The organism is Paraburkholderia sp. GAS333 (genome assembly GCF_050435665.1).
GTDB lineage: Bacteria > Pseudomonadota > Gammaproteobacteria > Burkholderiales > Burkholderiaceae > Paraburkholderia > Paraburkholderia fungorum_A.
In genome coordinates, this window is sequence record NZ_JBNDKS010000001.1 from 1,147,498 (window position 1) to 1,164,226 (window position 16,729).

Sequence of the window (16,729 nt, forward strand, 5' to 3'; positions counted from 1 at the left end):
AGATCGCTGCGCGGGCGCGGCGGCACGCTTTGTCCTGGTTGCGCCATATCGCGTCGGCACTATGCCGGATTCATGCGCGCGACATCTGCCCGACACACTATTAGATCTGCGAGTCTGTGGTGCAACCCGGCGGTGGCAAAACGGACAACCGGGCAGGTTGAGTCGGCCGATAGTCACGTGCTATAATGTTTGGCTAAGTCGATCCATGCCGTGGTTTATTGCTCTTTAAGAGTTCTGGCCTGCAGGAAAGGCTTCTTGTGACGATCGTTGCCTTCGTCATGGGGTAGAAGCAGTACCAAGGCAGCAGACTCGCAAGCCGGCGCACCCAGGGTGTCCGTCGCGTTCAGCCAAAGATAAGGCGGGCGCGGCCGATACGGCAGCCGGCTTAAGACCCAACCCTCGCGGAGATTTTCATGGCAGTTACCATGCGTCAAATGCTGGAAGCAGGTGTCCACTTCGGTCACCAAACGCGCTTCTGGAACCCGAAGATGGCTCCCTTCATTTTCGGTCATCGCAACAAGATTCACATTATCAACCTCGAAAAGACGCTGCCGATGTACAACGACGCGCTGAAGTACGCGCGTCAACTGGCAGCTAACCGTGGCACGATTCTGTTTGTCGGCACGAAGCGTCAATCGCGTGACACGATCGCTGAAGAAGCGCAACGTGCAGGCATGCCGTTCGTCAACGCACGCTGGCTCGGCGGTATGCTGACCAACTTCAAGACGCTGAAAGTTTCGATCAAGCGCCTGAAAGACATGGAAGCAGCGCTGGAAGCAGGCGAAACCGAACGCATGAGCAAGAAGGAAGCTCTGTTGTTCGAGCGCGAAATGGCCAAGCTGCAAAAGTCCATCGGCGGCGTGAAAGACATGGGCGGCATTCCTGACGCAATTTTCGTGGTCGACGTTGGTTACCATAAGATTGCTGTCACCGAAGCTAACAAGCTCGGTATTCCGGTCATCGCAGTGGTCGACACGAACCACTCGCCGGAAGGCATCGACTACGTGATCCCGGGTAACGACGACGCATCGAAGGCTGTCGCTCTGTACGCGGCTGGCGTGGCTGACGCGATCCTCGAAGGCCGTGCGAACTCGGTCAACGAAGTGGTGCAGGCTGCACGCGGCGACAACGGCGACGAGTTCGTCGAGGTCAACTCGGAAGCGTAAAGCTGCCCCGTGTCCGGCAAAAAAGGGGGCTTTCTACAGGCCCCCTTTTTTTAAGTCGCGACATTGTAGTGGGGTGCTGAATTTGGCGCCCAACGCGTTGTCCGCGAAAAAAATCGCGCAATGCTGAAACGAATTCTTGCCGCCGGTATCGAAGTGCGGGCGGTGTGTGACAGACGGAACTCAAGGAGCAAATGATGGCGGCAATTACCGCAAGCATGGTTGCAGAACTGCGCGCAAAGACCGACGCGCCGATGATGGAATGCAAGAAAGCGCTGACGGAAGCCGACGGCGACATGGCGCGCGCTGAAGAGCTGCTGCGCGTGAAGCTGGGTAACAAGGCCAGCAAGGCAGCGTCGCGCGTGACGGCTGAAGGCGTGGTCGCATCGTTTATCGGCGGCAACGCTGGTTCGCTGGTCGAACTGAACTGCGAAACCGACTTCGTTTCGAAGAACGACGACTTCCTGGCTTTCTCGAAGACGATCGCCGAACTGGTCGCTACGGCTAATCCGGCTGACGTCGCAGCGCTGTCGGCACTGCCGCTGGACGGCTCGACGGTCGACGCAGTGCGCCTCGCGCTGGTCGGCAAGATCGGTGAAAACCTGTCGATCCGCCGTTTCGTGCGTTTCGACACGGCTAACAAGCTGGCGGCATACCTGCACGGCACGCGCATCGGCGTGCTGGTCGAGTACACCGGCGCGGACGAGCAGGTCGGCAAGGACGTGGCAATGCACATCGCCGCAATGAAGCCGGTTTCGCTGTCGTCGGACGACGTTCCGGCAGAGTTGATCGCGAAGGAACGCAGCATTGCTGAACAGAAGGCTGCTGAATCGGGCAAGCCGGCTGAAATCGTCGCCAAGATGGTCGACGGCAGCGTGCAGAAGTACCTGAAGGAAGTGTCGCTGCTGAACCAGACGTTCGTTAAGAACGACAAGCAGACGATCGAACAGATGCTGAAGGCCGGCAACGCGAGCGTCCAGAAGTTCGCGCTGTTCGTGGTTGGCGAAGGCATCGAAAAGAAGCAGGACGACTTCGCAGCTGAAGTGGCCGCTCAAGTCGCTGCTGCAAAGCAACAATAAGCTTTAGCCAAGCTTCACCGTAGTACTGTTGGACCCGCGGCGGAGCAAGACTTTGCCGCGGTCGGCAGCGCCGCAAGACCGCACGCGGGTTGACCCTCGCAGTGCGGTCGCCGGCGGACTCCAGGGTCCGTCAATTTGGCGACGCTTGCCCGAATCAGCATTTCACCCCTACATTAGTCCCTTGTTGTTGCCCTGTTCTGCGCGATCTGGATACCCCTATGCCCACTGCCTACAAACGCGTCCTGCTTAAACTCTCCGGTGAAGCTCTGATGGGCGACGATGCCTTCGGCATCAACCGCGCGACCATCGAACGAATGGTGGCGGACGTGGCCGAAGTGGTCCGTCTCGGAACGCAGCTGGCCGTGGTGATCGGCGGCGGCAATATTTTCCGCGGCGTCGCGGGCGGTGCGGCCGGTATGGACCGCGCCACGGCCGACTACATGGGCATGCTGGCCACGATGATGAACGCGCTGGCGCTGCAGGACGCAATGCGCCACGCCGGCATCGAAGCGCGCGTGCAATCCGCGCTGCGCATGGACCAGGTGGTCGAGCCGTACATTCGCCCCCGCGCGATCCGCCAGCTCGAAGAAGGCCGGGTCGTCATTTTCGCGGCCGGTACCGGCAACCCGTTCTTCACGACCGACACGGCTGCTGCACTGCGCGGCTCGGAAATCGGCGCCGAAGTCGTGCTGAAAGCAACCAAGGTGGACGGCGTTTATTCGGCCGACCCCAAGAAAGACCCGAGCGCGACGCGCTACACCACGATCAGCTTCGACGAAGCGATCGGCCGCAATCTGCAGGTGATGGACGCAACAGCATTTGCGCTGTGCCGCGACCAGAAGCTGCCTATCCGGGTGTTTTCGATCGTCAAGCCGGGCGCGCTCAAGCGCATCGTTCAAGGCGAGGACGAGGGCACCCTCGTCCACGTGTAAACTCTCGTCACATAACGTGGGCTTTAACGCGAGCCCGGGCCGCCGCATATTGCGCGCGCTGGCCGGTTCGCACCGTTTTGAAGGTTCGGAGGTTTAAAAATGTCTGTGGCTGATATCAGGAAGGGCGCTGAACAAAAGATGCAGCGCTCCATCGACGCGTTCAAGAACGACCTGTCGAAGATCCGCACGGGCCGTGCGCACACGGGCCTGCTCGATCACATCCAGTGCGATTACTACGGTTCGCCGGTGCCGATCTCGCAGGTTGCGAACCTGACGCTGATCGACGCACGCACGATCGGCGTGCAGCCGTGGGAAAAGAAGATGGTTCAGGTCGTCGAAAAGGCGATTCGTGAGTCGGACCTCGGTCTGAACCCGGCTACGCAAGGCGACGTGATCCGCGTGCCGATGCCCGCGCTGACCGAAGAGCGTCGCCGCGAACTGACCAAAGTGGTCAAGAGCGAAGCGGAAACGGCCAAGGTTGCGGTCCGTAACCTGCGCCGTGATGCCAACGAGCAACTGAAAAAGCTCGTCAAAGACAAAGAAATTTCGGAAGACGACGAGCGTCGTGCAGGTGACGACGTTCAGAAGCTGACGGACAAGTTTGTTGCCGAAATCGACAAACTCGTCGTGACGAAAGAAGCCGAGATCATGACGGTTTGAGGCCGTTTGGGCTCAGAACTTTCACGGTTTCCACTTCTTATTTGCAGTCACAGTCCCGACGGCCATGACCTATACCAGCTCAACCGTGCGCGTGCCTGATGTCGCCGCGGTGCCGCGACATATCGCGATCATCATGGATGGCAACGGCCGTTGGGCCACCCAGCGGCGTTTGCCGCGCGTGGCGGGCCATACGCGCGGCGTCGACGCGGTGCGCGCGGCCGTCGAGGCGTGCGCCCGTCAAGGCGTCGAATACCTGACGCTGTTTGCGTTCAGCTCGGAAAACTGGCGTCGTCCGAACGAAGAAGTTTCGTTCCTGATGCGCCTGTTCGTCACTGCGCTGGAGCGCGAAATCGGCAAACTCCACGCCAACGGCATCCGTTTGCGCGTGGTCGGTGATCTGGATCGTTTCGACACGCGTATTCGCGACCTGATCAAACGCGCGGAGACCAAAACCGCGCGTAACACCCGTCTCACGCTGACCATCGCCGCGAATTATGGCGGCCGCTGGGACATCATGCAGGCCACCCGCAAGCTCGCCGAACAGTCGGCTCTGGCGGGCAAGGCGGTAGAGGTCAACGAAGATTCGTTCGCCGAACACTTGTCCATGGCCTATGCGCCGGAGCCGGATCTGTTCATCCGCACCGGCGGCGAGCGCCGCGTCAGCAATTTCCTGCTGTGGCAGCTTGCCTACACCGAGTTCTATTTCACCGACACGTTCTGGCCTGATTTCGACGCCGACGCGCTCGGTCATGCCATCGCTTCGTACGCGGAGCGCGAACGCCGCTTCGGCCGCACCAGTGCTCAACTCGAGCCGCAATCGCAAAACGTCGATTCGCTTCCATGCTAAAAACCCGTGTCATCACGGCGATCATCCTACTGGCTGTGTTCCTGCCGGTCACGCTGTTCGCGCCGGTTGGCGCGTTTGGCGCGCTGATCGCTTTTGTCGTCGTATTCGCCGCGTGGGAGTGGGCACGCCTGCTTAAGCTGGGCGGGGCCGGTCCCGTCATTTACGCGCTGATCGCAGCGGCCGCGCTGGTCGCGAGTACGCAGCTCGGCACGGGCGTGGTCGAAGCCCGTTCGCTGTTCAAGGCATCTGCCATTTTTTGGGTCGTCGCCGGGCCGTTCGTGCTTTTGCGCAAGCCGACGCTCGCTCAGGGGGCGTGGCGAATCTTCCTATTTCTGGCTGGCATTGTGATATTCGTCGCCTGCTGGCATGCTCTCGTCGCCGCACGCATGCAAGGTGTGCCGTTCGTGCTGTCGCTGCTCGTATTGGTATGGCTGGCCGATATCGGCGCATACTTCTCCGGAAAAGCATTCGGAAAGCATAAGCTGGCGCCAGCCATCAGTCCGGGTAAAACTTGGGAGGGTGCGATCGGCGGCTGGTTGGTGGTGATGATCGTCGCGGCGGCGGCGGTCTTTTTGCATGCGTTCGAGCCGACCCTGTATTCTGCGCTGCTGGCGCAATGGGGCGCCGTGCGCACGCTGCTCGCATTGACCTTGCTGGTGGCATTCAGCGTGGTGGGCGACCTGTTCGAATCAATGATGAAACGCCAGGCCGGAGTGAAAGATTCAAGCGGCCTGTTGCCGGGGCACGGTGGCGTGCTCGACCGCATCGACGCGTTGTTGCCGGTGCTGCCGCTTGCCATGCTGCTGCTCGGCTAGAGAAAGAGATATGCAAAAACGTCTGACATTGCTCGGTTCCACGGGCTCGATTGGAGACAGCACGCTCGACGTCGTCGCGCGTCATCCCGAACGCTTTTCGGTTTATGCGCTTACGGCGCATCGCAACGGCGACAAGCTCGTCGAGCAATGCCTGCGCTTTCAGCCGGAAGTCGCGGTAGTCGGCGACGCCGATACCGCCGCGCGCGTCGCCGCGAAGCTGCGTGAAGCCGGTTGCAAGACCGAGGTCACGTACGGCCCGCAGGCGCTCGTCGACGTCTCGAACAGCGACGGCTGCGATACGGTGGTTGCGGCGATCGTCGGCGCGGCCGGCCTTGCGCCGAGTCTCGCCGCCGCTCGCGCCGGCAAGCGCATCCTGCTCGCCAACAAGGAAGCGCTGGTCATGTCCGGCGCGATCTTCATGGACGCGGTGCGCGACAACGGCGCGGTACTGCTGCCCGTCGACAGCGAACACAACGCGATTTTCCAATGCCTGCCGCGCGAAGCCGCGCTGCATGGCGGTGTGTCCAAGATCATTCTGACCGCGTCGGGCGGCCCGTTCCGCACTCGCGAACCGGCTACGCTCGTCGACGTCACGCCCGAAGATGCATGCAAGCATCCGAACTGGGTAATGGGCCGGAAGATTTCGGTCGATTCCGCGACGATGATGAACAAGGGCCTCGAAGTCATCGAGGCTCACTGGCTGTTCGATTTGCCGGGCGAGCGCATCGACGTGCTGATTCACCCGCAAAGCGTGATCCACTCGCTGGTCTCTTACGCAGACGGCTCCGTGCTCGCGCAACTCGGCAACCCCGACATGCGTACACCGATCGCTCATGCGCTGGCTTTCCCGGATCGTGTCGATTCGGGCGTCGCGCAACTTGATCTCGCGGAGATCGCGTCGTTGTCGTTCGAAAAGCCGGATTACACGCGCTTCCCGTGCCTCGCGCTTGCGATGAAGGCGCTGGCCGAGGGTGGCGTCGCGAGCGCGGCGCTCAATGCCGCTAACGAAATCGCCGTCGAAGCGTTCCTCGCTCGCCAGATCGGCTTCATGACGATCGCTCAAGTGGTCGACTCGGTGCTAAACGCGTTGCCGAACCGCAGCGCGCACGCGCTGGAAGACGTGATCGAAGCCGACGCCGCCGCGCGTCGCGCCGCTACCGAATTTATCGCGCGTCTGCCGGACGGCGCCCGTCGAACGGAACGCGCCGTCCAGTGAGGCGCCTATGAACCTGCTGATCGAGCTGCTTGCCTTCGCGGTCGCGATTGGCGTACTCGTGGTCGTCCACGAGTACGGGCACTACAGTGTCGCGCGTCTGTGCGGCGTGAAAGTGTTGCGCTTTTCGATTGGCTTCGGCAAGCCGCTGTTTCAGTGGGTGAGTCCGAAAACAGGCACCGAGTGGACCATTGCCGCGCTGCCGCTCGGTGGCTACGTGAAGATGCTCGACGAGCGCGAAACCGGCGCTGCGCCGATTCCCGCCGACTTGCTGTCGCAGGCGTTCAACCGTAAGTCGGTATGGCGCCGGTTCGCGATCGTGGCGGCCGGTCCGGTCGCCAATTTCCTGCTAGCTATTGTGCTGTTCGCGCTCGTGTTTGCCACCGGCGTGACCGAGCCGGCGGCCGTGATCGCGCCACCTGCGCCGAACACGCCGGCAGCTCTGGCAGGTTTCGAGGGCGGCGAGACGATCGTTGCTGCGCGTGCTTCCAACGCCGACGATTCCGAACAGGTGCGCTCGTGGTCGGACTTGCGCTGGAAATTGCTGGGCGCGGCATTCGATCACAAGTACATCGTGCTGAGCGCGAAAGACGCGCATGGCACATCGCAGTTCCAGCTGGATCTACGCGGCATCGGCGAGAAAGATGTCGACGACGACTTCATGTCCCATCTCGGCTTTGAGCCGGGCGGCGGCAAGCTGACGGTGGCCGGCGTTCAGCCGGGCAGCGCGGCGCAGAAGGCGGGTCTGGTCGCGGGCGACCGCTTGCGCGCCGTCAACGGAATTCCGACGGATAACGCCACGGCGTTCATCGCTTATGTAAAATCGCACGCCGGCGTGCCCGTGACCTTGCAGATCGAGCGCGGTGGTCAGGCAGGGCACGCGCAAGGCAGTCTCGAAGACATCAGCATCGTGCCGCAGTCACAGCGCGATGAAACGAGCGGCCAGCAGATCGGCCGTATCGGTGCCGAACTGGCGACCCAGGTGCCGTCGATCGACGTGCGCTATGGGCCGATCGAGAGTCTGCAACTGGGTGCGCGCCGCACGTGGGACCTCGCGGTTTACTCCGTGCGCATGTTCGGAAGAATGATCGTCGGCGAAGCATCGCTGAAAAATCTTTCTGGCCCCGTGACGATCGCCGATTACGCAGGAAAGAGCGCACGTCTGGGTCCTTCTGCGTTTCTGTCGTTCCTGGCCCTTGTCAGTATTAGCCTCGGCGTACTGAACCTGCTACCAATTCCGGTATTGGACGGGGGTCATCTGTTATATTATTTGGTTGAAGCTGTGACCGGTAAAGTTGTCTCCGATCGCTGGCAACTCGTTTTTCAGAGGGCGGGTCTCGCCTGCATCGTCGCATTGTCGGCGATCGCACTGTTCAACGATCTGGCTCGTTTAATCCATTTTTAAAGTGTCCGGCGGCGTTCACGATGGCGACCGTCTGACCTGATGCAGCTATACACACTGGGGAAGCACGTTGTTTAAACCTCATCGCTTTGTTCCAAAGACGGTTATAGCCGCGGCATTCGCCGCGCATGGGCTGGTTGCTCACGCAACGACGCCCTTCGTGGTGCAAGACATTCGCATTGAGGGATTGCAACGCGTCGAACCCGGTACCGTGTTCGCGTATCTGCCCATCAAACAAGGCGACACGTTTAGCGACGACAAGGCGTCCGAAGCGATTCGCGCGCTGTATGCGACGGGCTTCTTCAACGACGTCAAGATCGCGACCGAAGGCAATGTCGTCATCGTGCAGGTGCTGGAGCGTCCTGCCATTGGCGCGATCGACTTCGCCGGCATTCACGAATTCGACAAGGAAAACCTGACCAAGGCGCTGCGCGCCGTGGGGCTGTCGCAAGGTCGTTACTACGACAAGGCGCTGGTCGACAAGGCCGAGCAGGAACTGAAGCGTCAGTACCTGACGCGCGGTTACTACGCAGCCGAAGTCACGACCACAATCACGCCGATCGACCGGAACCGCGTGTCGGTGCTGTTCTCGGTGGCAGAAGGCCCGAGCGCGAAGATCCGCCAGATCAACTTCATCGGCAACAAGGCGTTCAGCACGGGTACGCTGCGCGATGAAATGCAGCTGTCCACGCCGAACTGGTTCTCGTGGTACACGAAGAACGACCTGTACGCGAAAGACAAGCTCACCGGCGACCTCGAAAACGTCCGTTCGTATTACCTGAATCGCGGTTACCTCGAGTTCAACATCGAGTCGACCCAGGTGTCGATCACGCCGGACAAGAAGGACATGTACCTGACGGTCACGCTGCATGAAGGCGAGCCGTACACGATCTCGAACATCAAGCTGGCCGGCAATCTGCTCGATCGCGAAGCCGAGCTGACCAAGCTCATCAAGATCAAACCGGGTGATCGCTTCTCGGCTGAAAAGCTGCAAGCCACCACGAAGGCCATCGTCGACAAGCTGGGTGAATACGGCTACGCGTTCGCGACCGTCAACGCGCAGCCGCAGATCGATCAGCAACACCACACGGTGGATCTGACGCTGCAGGTCGACCCGAGCCGCCGCGTCTACGTGCGCCGCATCAACGTGGTCGGCAACACGCGTACCCGTGACGAAGTCGTGCGCCGCGAAATGCGCCAGCTCGAAAGCTCGTGGTTCGATTCGAACCGCCTCGCGCTGTCGAAAGACCGCATCAACCGTCTCGGCTACTTTACCGACGTCGACGTGACCACAGTGCCGGTCGAAGGCACGCCTGACCAGGTGGATGTGGACGTCAAGGTCGCTGAAAAGCCGACCGGTGCGATTACGCTGGGCGCGGGTTTCTCGTCGACCGACAAGGTGGTGCTGTCCGCGGGCGTGTCGCAAGACAACGTGTTCGGTTCGGGCACGAGTCTGTCGGTGAACGTGAACACCGCGAAAACGTACCGCACGTTGACGGTGACGCAGGTCGATCCGTACTTCACGGTTGACGGCATCAAGCGTATTACCGACGTCTACTACCGTACGTACCAGCCGCTGTACTACTCGACGGATTCGAGCTTCAAGATCGTTACGATCGGTGGCGACCTGAAGTTCGGGATTCCGTTCTCGGAAGTCGACACGGTCTACTTCGGCGCGGGTCTCGAGCAGAACCAGCTGGACGTCGATTCAACCACGCCGGCGTCGTACAAGCAGTACGTTGCCGACTTTGGCCGCGTTTCGAACAACGTGCCGGTCACGGTGGGCTGGTCGCGCGACGCGCGTGACAGCGCGCTGGTGCCGAGCCGTGGTTACTTCGCGCAGGCCAACGCCGAATATGGCACGCCGATCGGCAGCACGCAGTACTACAAGGCCGACATCAACGCCCAGTACTATTATTCGTTCTCGCGTGGCTTCGTGCTGGGCTTCAACTTCCAGGGCGGTTACGGTAACGGCATGGGCGGCAAGCCTTACCCGATTTTCAAGAACTACTACGCGGGCGGTATCGGTTCTGTGCGGGGCTACGAGCCGAGCTCGCTGGGTCCGCGCGATGCAACCACCGGCGACCCGATCGGCGGCTCGAAGCTGCTGGTCGGCAATATCGAGTTGACGTTCCCGCTGCCGGGCACCGGTTATGACCGCACGCTGCGGGTGTTCACGTTCCTTGACGCCGGTAACGTCTGGGCCGACGCGAGCAGCGCCGCAACGTCGACCGGCGCGAACGGTCTGCGTTATGGCTACGGTGTGGGTCTGGCGTGGATTTCGCCGATCGGTCCGCTCAAGCTCAGCCTGGGCTTCCCGCTCGTGAAGCACACTGGCGACCAGTATCAGAAATTCCAGTTCCAGATCGGGACGGCGTTCTGATCGGGCGCGGCCGGCTGCAGTTGCGGGCCGGCCAAACTACAGTATCGAGAGGATGACTTTGCTAACCGGTATGTTTTCGAAACGTGTAGCGTGCGCATTGGCGCTGGCAATGACCTTGGGCGTTGGCGTCGCGCATGGGCAGGAGGCGCGCATCGCCGCGGTGAATTCCGACCGCATCCTGCGCGAATCGGCGGCGGCGAAGGCCGCCCAGGTCAAGCTCGAAGCCGAATTCGCGAAGCGCGACAAAGATCTCGCCGACATGGCGCAGAAGCTGAAATCGATGTCCGACTCGCTCGACAAGAACGGCGCGTCGATGTCGCCGGCGGATCGTGCACAGAAGCAACGCGATCTGTCGCAACTGGATACGGACTTCCAGCGCAAGCAGCGCGAGTTTCGCGAAGATCTGAACCAGCGCCGTAACGAAGAACTGGCGGCGGTGCTCGATCGTGCGAACAAGGTCATCAAGCAGATCGCCGAGCAGCAGCACTACGATCTGATCGTGCAGGAAGCGGTCTACGTGAGTCCGCGGATCGACATTACCGACCAGGTGCTCAAGGCGCTCGCAGCGTCGGGCAACTAATTGAAAGCGCCGGGTCGTTGACCGGCGCAACCGCTTTGCGTTTGCACTGACAAGTTGGACTGAATTGCAGGAGACAGGATAGGCATGGCATTTACGCTCGAGGACATCGTCCATCGGTTCGGCGGTGAAGTAGTCGGAGACGGTTCGCAGCGCGTCGGCAGTCTGGCGCCGCTCGACCAGGCAGGTCCGGACCAACTGGCGTTCCTCGCCAATCCGAAGTACCTGTCACAGGTCGACACGACCCGTGCGGGCGCGGTGTTGATCAACGCCAACGACCTGACCAAGCTCGCTTCTCGCGAGGGCCGTAACTTCATCGTCACGCCGAACCCTTACGCTTACTTCGCGCGCGTCGCGCAAACTTTCATCGATCTCGCCATGCCGAAGGCGGCGCCGGGTGTGCATCCGAGCGCCACGATCGACCCATCGGCGCAAATTGCGGCGACGGCGGTCATCGGTCCGCATGTCACGGTGGAAGCGGGCGCGGTGATCGGCGAGAACGTGCGGCTCGACGCCAACGTGGTGATCGGCCGCGGTACGCGGATCGGCGCGAGTTCGCATCTGTACCCGAATGTGGCGGTCTACTACGGCTGCAAGCTCGGCGAGCGTGTGATCGTGCACGCGGGCGCGGTGATCGGCTCGGACGGTTTCGGCTTCGCGCCGGATTTCGTCGGCGAGGGTGATGCGCGTACCGGCAGCTGGGTGAAGATTCCTCAGGTCGGCGGTGTGTCGATCGCGGCGGACGTCGAAATCGGCGCGAACACGACGATCGATCGCGGCGCGATGGCCGATACGATCATCGAAGAGTGCGTGAAGATCGACAACCTCGTGCAGATCGGCCACAACTGCAAGGTCGGTGCATACACGGTGATCGCCGGCTGCGCGGGCATTGCTGGCAGTACGACGATTGGCCGTCATTGCATGATCGGCGGCGCAGTCGGGATCGCGGGGCACGTTACGCTGGCCGACTACGTGATCGTCACGGCGAAGTCGGGTGTATCGAAGTCGCTGCTGAAGCCCGGCATGTACACCAGCGCTTTCCCGGCCGTGAATCACGCGGACTGGAACAAGAGCGCGGCGTTGCTGCGCAATATCGACAAGCTTCGCGATCGCATCAGGGCGCTCGAAAACGCCGCGGCCGACAGGCCGGGCAGTGAATCTGCCAACGCATCGGCTGATGCATCGGCAGGCGAAGCAAGCAATTCCACAGGCAGCAAAGCCTGAAAATTGGCCCAAGTTATCAAGGCGGCCAGCCGGCACGCGTAAAATAGCGGGCGAGCTTCACGAAACAAAGTCGGTTGTGGCGTCGCGTGGCACCACAACCGGATCATGGCGGGCGCCGGCGGCACACGTTTTCAACCTACCTGCACCAGCTTCCGCAGTCATCATCGCGCAGTCAATGCGTGAGCAGAAACACCATGAGCACCGAAAAAATCAATCTCGACATTCATAAGATTCTCACGCTGCTGCCGCATCGTTACCCGATCCTGCTGGTCGACCGGGTGCTCGAACTCGAGCCGCACAAGAGCATCAAAGCGTTGAAGAACGTGTCGATCAATGAGCCGTATTTTCAAGGGCACTTCCCGACACGTCCGGTCATGCCCGGCGTGCTGATTCTCGAAGCGCTCGCACAAACCGCGGCCCTGCTGACGTTTTCGGAAGAACCTAGCGATCCGTCGAACACGCTGTATCTGTTCGTCGGCATCGACAATGCGCGTTTCAAGCGTGTGGTGGAACCGGGCGATCAGCTGATCCTGAATTGCACGTTCGAGCGTCACATGCGCGGCATCTGGAAGTTCAAGGCGCGTGCCGAAGTGGATGGCGTCGTAGCGGCGGAAGCCGACCTGATGTGCGCGGTGCGGCACACGGACAAGGACGCCTGAGTCGGCGTCCCGGCGGTCAGCGGTTTCAAGACGTCTCCAATGGGCGGCGGAGATCGGTGCTGACGGGTCGAGCAGACCCATCCAGACAACGCAACAGAATCAGAAGCGAGGACGCATGAGCAGGATTCATCCCACTGCGATCATCGAAGCAGGCGCACAACTCGACGAATCCGTCGAAGTAGGGCCGTATGCCGTGATCGGCGCGAACGTGACGATCGGTGCGCGCAGCACGGTCGGTTCGCACAGCGTGATCGAAGGCCACACGACGATCGGCGAAGACAACAAGATCGGCCACTACGCGTCGGTTGGCGGTCGTCCGCAGGACATGAAGTACAAGGAAGAGCCGACCCGGCTCGTGATCGGCAACCGCAATACGATCCGCGAGTTCACCACGATCCACACCGGTACGGTGCAGGACGCGGGTGTGACCACGCTCGGCGACGACAACTGGATCATGGCGTACGTGCACATCGGGCACGACTGCCATCTCGGCAACAACATCATCCTGTCGAGCAATGCGCAGATGGCCGGCCACGTGACGATCGGCGACCACGCGATCGTTGGCGGCATGTCGGGCGTGCATCAGTTTGTGCGCATCGGCGCGCATTCGATGCTGGGCGGTGCGTCGGCACTCGTGCAGGACATTCCGCCGTTCGTGATCGCCGCCGGTAACAAGGCCGAGCCGCACGGCATCAACGTCGAAGGTTTGCGTCGCCGGGGCTTCTCGCCGGACGCGATTTCGGCGCTGCGCGCCGCTTATCGCGTGCTGTACAAGAACGGTTTGTCGCTGGAAGAAGCGAAGGTGCAATTGCGCGAACTCGCTTCCGCAGGCGGCGACGGCGATGCACCGGTGCAGACGCTACTCGCGTTCGTCGAAGCGTCGCAACGCGGCATCATCCGCTAAGCGATGGCATTGAACCCCAGTCCGTTACGCGTCGCCATGGTGGCCGGCGAGCCGTCCGGCGACCTGCTGGCCGCATCGCTGCTCGATGGCCTCGCGAGCCGTCTTCCCGCCGGCACCCAGTACTACGGAATCGGCGGCCCGCGCATGATCGCCACGGGCTTCGATCCGCACTGGCCGATGGAAAAGCTGACGGTGCGCGGTTATGTCGAAGCGCTGCGGCATATCCCCGAGATTCTCGGCATCCGCAACGAACTGAAGCGGCAATTGCTGGCCGAACCGCCGTCGGTGTTCGTCGGCGTCGATGCACCCGATTTCAACTTCGGGCTCGAGCACGCGCTGCGCGACGCGGGTATTCCGACTGTCCACTTCGTGTGCCCGTCCATCTGGGCGTGGCGCGGCGGCCGCATCAAGAAGATCGCGAAGGCGGTCGACCATATGCTGTGCGTGTTCCCGTTCGAGACGGCGCTGCTGGAAAAGGCGGGCGTCGCGGCGTCGTACGTGGGTCATCCGCTAGCTGACGAGATTCCGCTGGTGCCCGACACGCTCGGCGCCCGCCGTGCACTCGGCCTTGCTGAAGATGGCCCGATCATCGCGGTGCTGCCGGGTAGCCGGCGCTCGGAGATCGATCTGATCGGCCCGACGTTCTTTGCGGCCATGGAAATGATGCAGCACCAGGAGCCGGGCTTGCGCTTCGTGATGCCGGCGGCAACGCCGACGCTGCGCGAAATGCTGCGTCCGCTGGTCGATTCGCATCCGGGTCTCGCGCTCACCATCACCGACGGCCAATCGCAACTCGCAATGACCGCCGCCGACGCGATTCTCGTCAAAAGCGGCACGGTAACGCTCGAAGCGGCGCTGTTGAAGAAGCCGATGGTTATTTCGTACAAGGTGCCCTGGCTGACCGGCCAGATCATGCGCCGCCAGGGCTATCTGCCGTACGTGGGTTTGCCGAATATTCTGGCCGGCCGCTTCGTCGTACCGGAAATTCTGCAGCACTTTGCTACGCCTCAGGCGCTGGCCGAAGCCACGCTGAAACAGTTGCGCGACGAAGCCAACCGGCGCACGCTGACGGAAATCTTCACGGAGATGCATCACGTGCTGAAGCAGAATACCGCGCAGCGTGCAGCGGAAGTCGTGGCCGCCGTCGTCGAAAAACGCAGGGCGCGGCCGTGACCGGTGCGCGTGTTCCTCGCCGTAAGGTCGCGGGTGCCGCGGCGCAAGTCGGCCTGAACTTCGAGAATCCCGACGACATCGTCTGCGGCGTCGACGAAGCAGGGCGTGGCCCGCTGGCGGGTCCGGTCGTTGCCGCGGCCGTGATTTTCGATCCGTCGAAACCGATGATTCGCGGGCTCGACGATTCGAAGGCGCTTACTGCTAAAAAGCGCGACGAGCTATACGACAAGATCGTCGACCGTGCGCTGGCGTATTGCATCGCGTCGGCCTCGGTCGAAGAAATCGATTCGCTCAATATCCTTCACGCCACGATGCTGGCGATGAAACGCGCGGTGGAAGGGCTGTCGGTCGTGCCTACGCTGGTGAAAATCGACGGCAATCGCTGCCCGAAGCTCAGCATTCGCAGCGAAGCGGTGATCGGTGGCGATGCGCTTGTGAAGAGCATTTCCGCGGCGTCGATTCTGGCGAAGGTCACGCGTGACCGGATGCTGCTGGAACTGCACCAGACGTTTCCTGTGTACGGCTTCAACGCGCATGCTGGCTACGGCACGCCGCAGCATCTCGCGGCACTGCGCGAGCATGGTCCTTGTGAGCTTCATCGGCGTTCGTTTGCGCCGGTGCGCGAAGCGCATGCGCGGTTCGGCACGGGCGTACAGCTCACTGCGAGCAAGGTCATCGTCGTGCCCGGCACGCTGACCGACGCTCGGCTCGACGACGACGCGTTCGGCGAGCGCAACACCGCCTGAATCTATTTGAGCGCCACGAGCGGCCACGAGTCGTTCGTCGCCGGTTCTTTTCCCAATCTCACTGTCTTCGCTGCCTGTGAAAGCCATCACCTCGCGGGACAATCCGCTCTACAAACGCCTGAAAGCTTTGGCCGGTTCGACGCATCAACAACGTCGCAGCGGTCACGCGTTGCTCGAAGGTTTCCATCTCGCGAGCGCGTATCTCGACGTCGCCGGGCAGCCGGAAATGTGCATTGTCACGGAAGGCGCGCTTCAGCACGATGAAGCGCAGGCCATCGTTTCGCGCATCGAAGACCACCGAATCGTGACGCTGCCGGATGCGCTGTTCGGGCAATTGTCGAATGTCGTGCATGGCGTCGGCATTTTGCTGCTGGTGGAGAAGCTCGAAACGCTGCTGCCCGAAAAGGTCGCGCAGACCTGTCTCGTCCTCGACGGCGTGCAGGACGCCGGCAACGTCGGGTCGATTCTGCGCAGCGCGGCAGCCGCCGGGATTCAGCAGGTATTTTGCGCACCCGGTACCGCGTACGCCTGGTCGTCGAAAGTCTTGCGCTCGGGCATGGGCGCGCACTTCCTGTTGCAGATTCACGAGGATGTCGACGCGCACGCGCTGATCGGGCGCCTCGCGGTGCCGATCGTCATTACGGATTCGCACGGCGCCGAAGCGATTTACGACTGCGATCTGAGCGGTCCGCTTGCGTGGGTGTTCGGCAACGAAGGGGCCGGCGTTTCGCAGACCTGGCGCGACGCGGTGTCGTTGCGAGTGACGATTCCGCAGCCCGGCGGAATGGAGTCGCTGAATGTGGCGGCGGCGGCCGCTGTGTGTGTGTTCGAGCAGTGCCGGCAGCAACGCGGGCGGGGTTGAGCGCTCCGCCGCACGGCTGACGTTTCGCTTTGACTCGCCAGCAATGGGCTGCGCACTACGCGCAGCCCGTCGTCCAACGATCTTCGGACC

General features: G+C 61.8%; 16 protein-coding genes. All 16 read left to right on the forward strand.

Annotated features, from left to right (window positions below; all coding sequences use genetic code 11):
• Positions 1-413: 413 nt before the first annotated feature.
• The 16 genes from rpsB (at position 414) to ABH945_RS05245 (ending at position 16,639) form a co-directional block, all read left to right on the forward strand.
• A complete protein-coding gene (gene rpsB / locus ABH945_RS05170; protein ID WP_429249911.1) occupies positions 414-1,166 on the forward strand; it encodes a 30S ribosomal protein S2 in 753 nt (250 codons plus the stop codon).
• A gap of 194 nt (positions 1,167-1,360) precedes the next feature.
• Positions 1,361-2,242 (forward strand): translation elongation factor Ts, encoded by an 882-nt coding sequence (tsf, locus tag ABH945_RS05175; RefSeq protein ID WP_074764244.1) that lies wholly within the window; start codon positions 1,361-1,363, stop codon positions 2,240-2,242.
• A 218-nt stretch (positions 2,243-2,460) separates the two neighbouring features.
• Positions 2,461-3,174, forward strand: coding sequence for a UMP kinase (pyrH, locus tag ABH945_RS05180; RefSeq protein WP_074764243.1), 714 nt, complete (start codon positions 2,461-2,463; stop codon positions 3,172-3,174).
• A gap of 99 nt (positions 3,175-3,273) precedes the next feature.
• Positions 3,274-3,834 (forward strand): ribosome recycling factor, encoded by a 561-nt coding sequence (frr, locus tag ABH945_RS05185; protein WP_012433445.1) that lies wholly within the window; start codon positions 3,274-3,276, stop codon positions 3,832-3,834.
• Positions 3,835-3,898: 64 nt separating this feature from the next.
• Positions 3,899-4,681, forward strand: a complete 783-nt coding sequence (gene uppS, locus ABH945_RS05190) for a polyprenyl diphosphate synthase (protein ID WP_074764242.1) — start codon at positions 3,899-3,901, stop codon at positions 4,679-4,681.
• Positions 4,675-5,496 carry a phosphatidate cytidylyltransferase gene (locus ABH945_RS05195; protein WP_074764241.1) on the forward strand — a complete coding sequence of 274 codons (822 nt, stop codon included), beginning with the start codon at positions 4,675-4,677 and terminating at the stop codon, positions 5,494-5,496. Before uppS ends, ABH945_RS05195 begins: the two co-directional genes overlap by 7 nt.
• A 10-nt stretch (positions 5,497-5,506) precedes the next feature.
• Complete coding sequence (locus tag ABH945_RS05200; protein WP_074764240.1) at positions 5,507-6,712, forward strand: 1-deoxy-D-xylulose-5-phosphate reductoisomerase; 1,206 nt, start codon at positions 5,507-5,509, stop codon at positions 6,710-6,712.
• 7 nt (positions 6,713-6,719) lie between these two features.
• Entirely contained in the window at positions 6,720-8,114 is a 1,395-nt protein-coding gene (gene rseP / locus ABH945_RS05205) for an RIP metalloprotease RseP (RefSeq protein WP_429249912.1), read from the forward strand.
• A 67-nt stretch (positions 8,115-8,181) separates the two neighbouring features.
• On the forward strand, positions 8,182-10,494 hold the full coding sequence (bamA, locus tag ABH945_RS05210) for an outer membrane protein assembly factor BamA (RefSeq protein ID WP_074764238.1): 2,313 nt from the start codon (positions 8,182-8,184) through the stop codon (positions 10,492-10,494).
• A 58-nt stretch (positions 10,495-10,552) separates the two neighbouring features.
• Complete coding sequence (locus ABH945_RS05215; protein WP_171910247.1) at positions 10,553-11,074, forward strand: OmpH family outer membrane protein; 522 nt, start codon at positions 10,553-10,555, stop codon at positions 11,072-11,074.
• 84 nt (positions 11,075-11,158) lie between these two features.
• Positions 11,159-12,295 carry a UDP-3-O-(3-hydroxymyristoyl)glucosamine N-acyltransferase gene (lpxD, locus tag ABH945_RS05220; RefSeq protein ID WP_429249913.1) on the forward strand — a complete coding sequence of 379 codons (1,137 nt, stop codon included), beginning with the start codon at positions 11,159-11,161 and terminating at the stop codon, positions 12,293-12,295.
• Positions 12,296-12,489: 194 nt separating this feature from the next.
• The gene (fabZ, locus tag ABH945_RS05225; RefSeq protein WP_006048683.1) at positions 12,490-12,954 is read left to right on the forward strand and encodes a 3-hydroxyacyl-ACP dehydratase FabZ; all 465 of its coding nucleotides are present in this window, start codon (positions 12,490-12,492) and stop codon (positions 12,952-12,954) included.
• 115 nt (positions 12,955-13,069) lie between these two features.
• Complete coding sequence (gene lpxA, locus ABH945_RS05230) at positions 13,070-13,858, forward strand: acyl-ACP--UDP-N-acetylglucosamine O-acyltransferase (protein WP_074764235.1); 789 nt, start codon at positions 13,070-13,072, stop codon at positions 13,856-13,858.
• A gap of 3 nt (positions 13,859-13,861) precedes the next feature.
• The gene (gene lpxB / locus ABH945_RS05235) at positions 13,862-15,031 is read left to right on the forward strand and encodes a lipid-A-disaccharide synthase (RefSeq protein ID WP_429249914.1); all 1,170 of its coding nucleotides are present in this window, start codon (positions 13,862-13,864) and stop codon (positions 15,029-15,031) included.
• Positions 15,028-15,777 carry a ribonuclease HII gene (gene rnhB / locus ABH945_RS05240; RefSeq protein ID WP_429249915.1) on the forward strand — a complete coding sequence of 250 codons (750 nt, stop codon included), beginning with the start codon at positions 15,028-15,030 and terminating at the stop codon, positions 15,775-15,777. Before lpxB ends, rnhB begins: the two co-directional genes overlap by 4 nt.
• Before the next feature lie 76 nt (positions 15,778-15,853).
• A complete protein-coding gene (locus ABH945_RS05245; RefSeq protein WP_429249916.1) occupies positions 15,854-16,639 on the forward strand; it encodes a TrmH family RNA methyltransferase in 786 nt (261 codons plus the stop codon).
• Positions 16,640-16,729 lie beyond the last annotated feature (90 nt).

What these genes read in the sequence shown, in the direction of transcription:
- pyrH (WP_074764243.1), top strand. Translation starts at nt 2,461, where the DNA reads ATGCCCACTGCCTACAAACGCGTCCTGCTTAAACTCTCCGGTGAAGCT.
- lpxD (WP_429249913.1), top strand. Translation starts at nt 11,159, where the DNA reads ATGGCATTTACGCTCGAGGACATCGTCCATCGGTTCGGCGGTGAAGTA.
- ABH945_RS05195 (WP_074764241.1), top strand. Translation starts at nt 4,675, where the DNA reads ATGCTAAAAACCCGTGTCATCACGGCGATCATCCTACTGGCTGTGTTC.
- fabZ (WP_006048683.1), top strand. Translation starts at nt 12,490, where the DNA reads ATGAGCACCGAAAAAATCAATCTCGACATTCATAAGATTCTCACGCTG.
- tsf (WP_074764244.1), top strand. Translation starts at nt 1,361, where the DNA reads ATGGCGGCAATTACCGCAAGCATGGTTGCAGAACTGCGCGCAAAGACC.
- frr (WP_012433445.1), top strand. Translation starts at nt 3,274, where the DNA reads ATGTCTGTGGCTGATATCAGGAAGGGCGCTGAACAAAAGATGCAGCGC.
- lpxB (WP_429249914.1), top strand. Translation starts at nt 13,862, where the DNA reads ATGGCATTGAACCCCAGTCCGTTACGCGTCGCCATGGTGGCCGGCGAG.
- uppS (WP_074764242.1), top strand. Translation starts at nt 3,899, where the DNA reads ATGACCTATACCAGCTCAACCGTGCGCGTGCCTGATGTCGCCGCGGTG.
- rseP (WP_429249912.1), top strand. Translation starts at nt 6,720, where the DNA reads ATGAACCTGCTGATCGAGCTGCTTGCCTTCGCGGTCGCGATTGGCGTA.
- rpsB (WP_429249911.1), top strand. Translation starts at nt 414, where the DNA reads ATGGCAGTTACCATGCGTCAAATGCTGGAAGCAGGTGTCCACTTCGGT.
- lpxA (WP_074764235.1), top strand. Translation starts at nt 13,070, where the DNA reads ATGAGCAGGATTCATCCCACTGCGATCATCGAAGCAGGCGCACAACTC.
- ABH945_RS05200 (WP_074764240.1), top strand. Translation starts at nt 5,507, where the DNA reads ATGCAAAAACGTCTGACATTGCTCGGTTCCACGGGCTCGATTGGAGAC.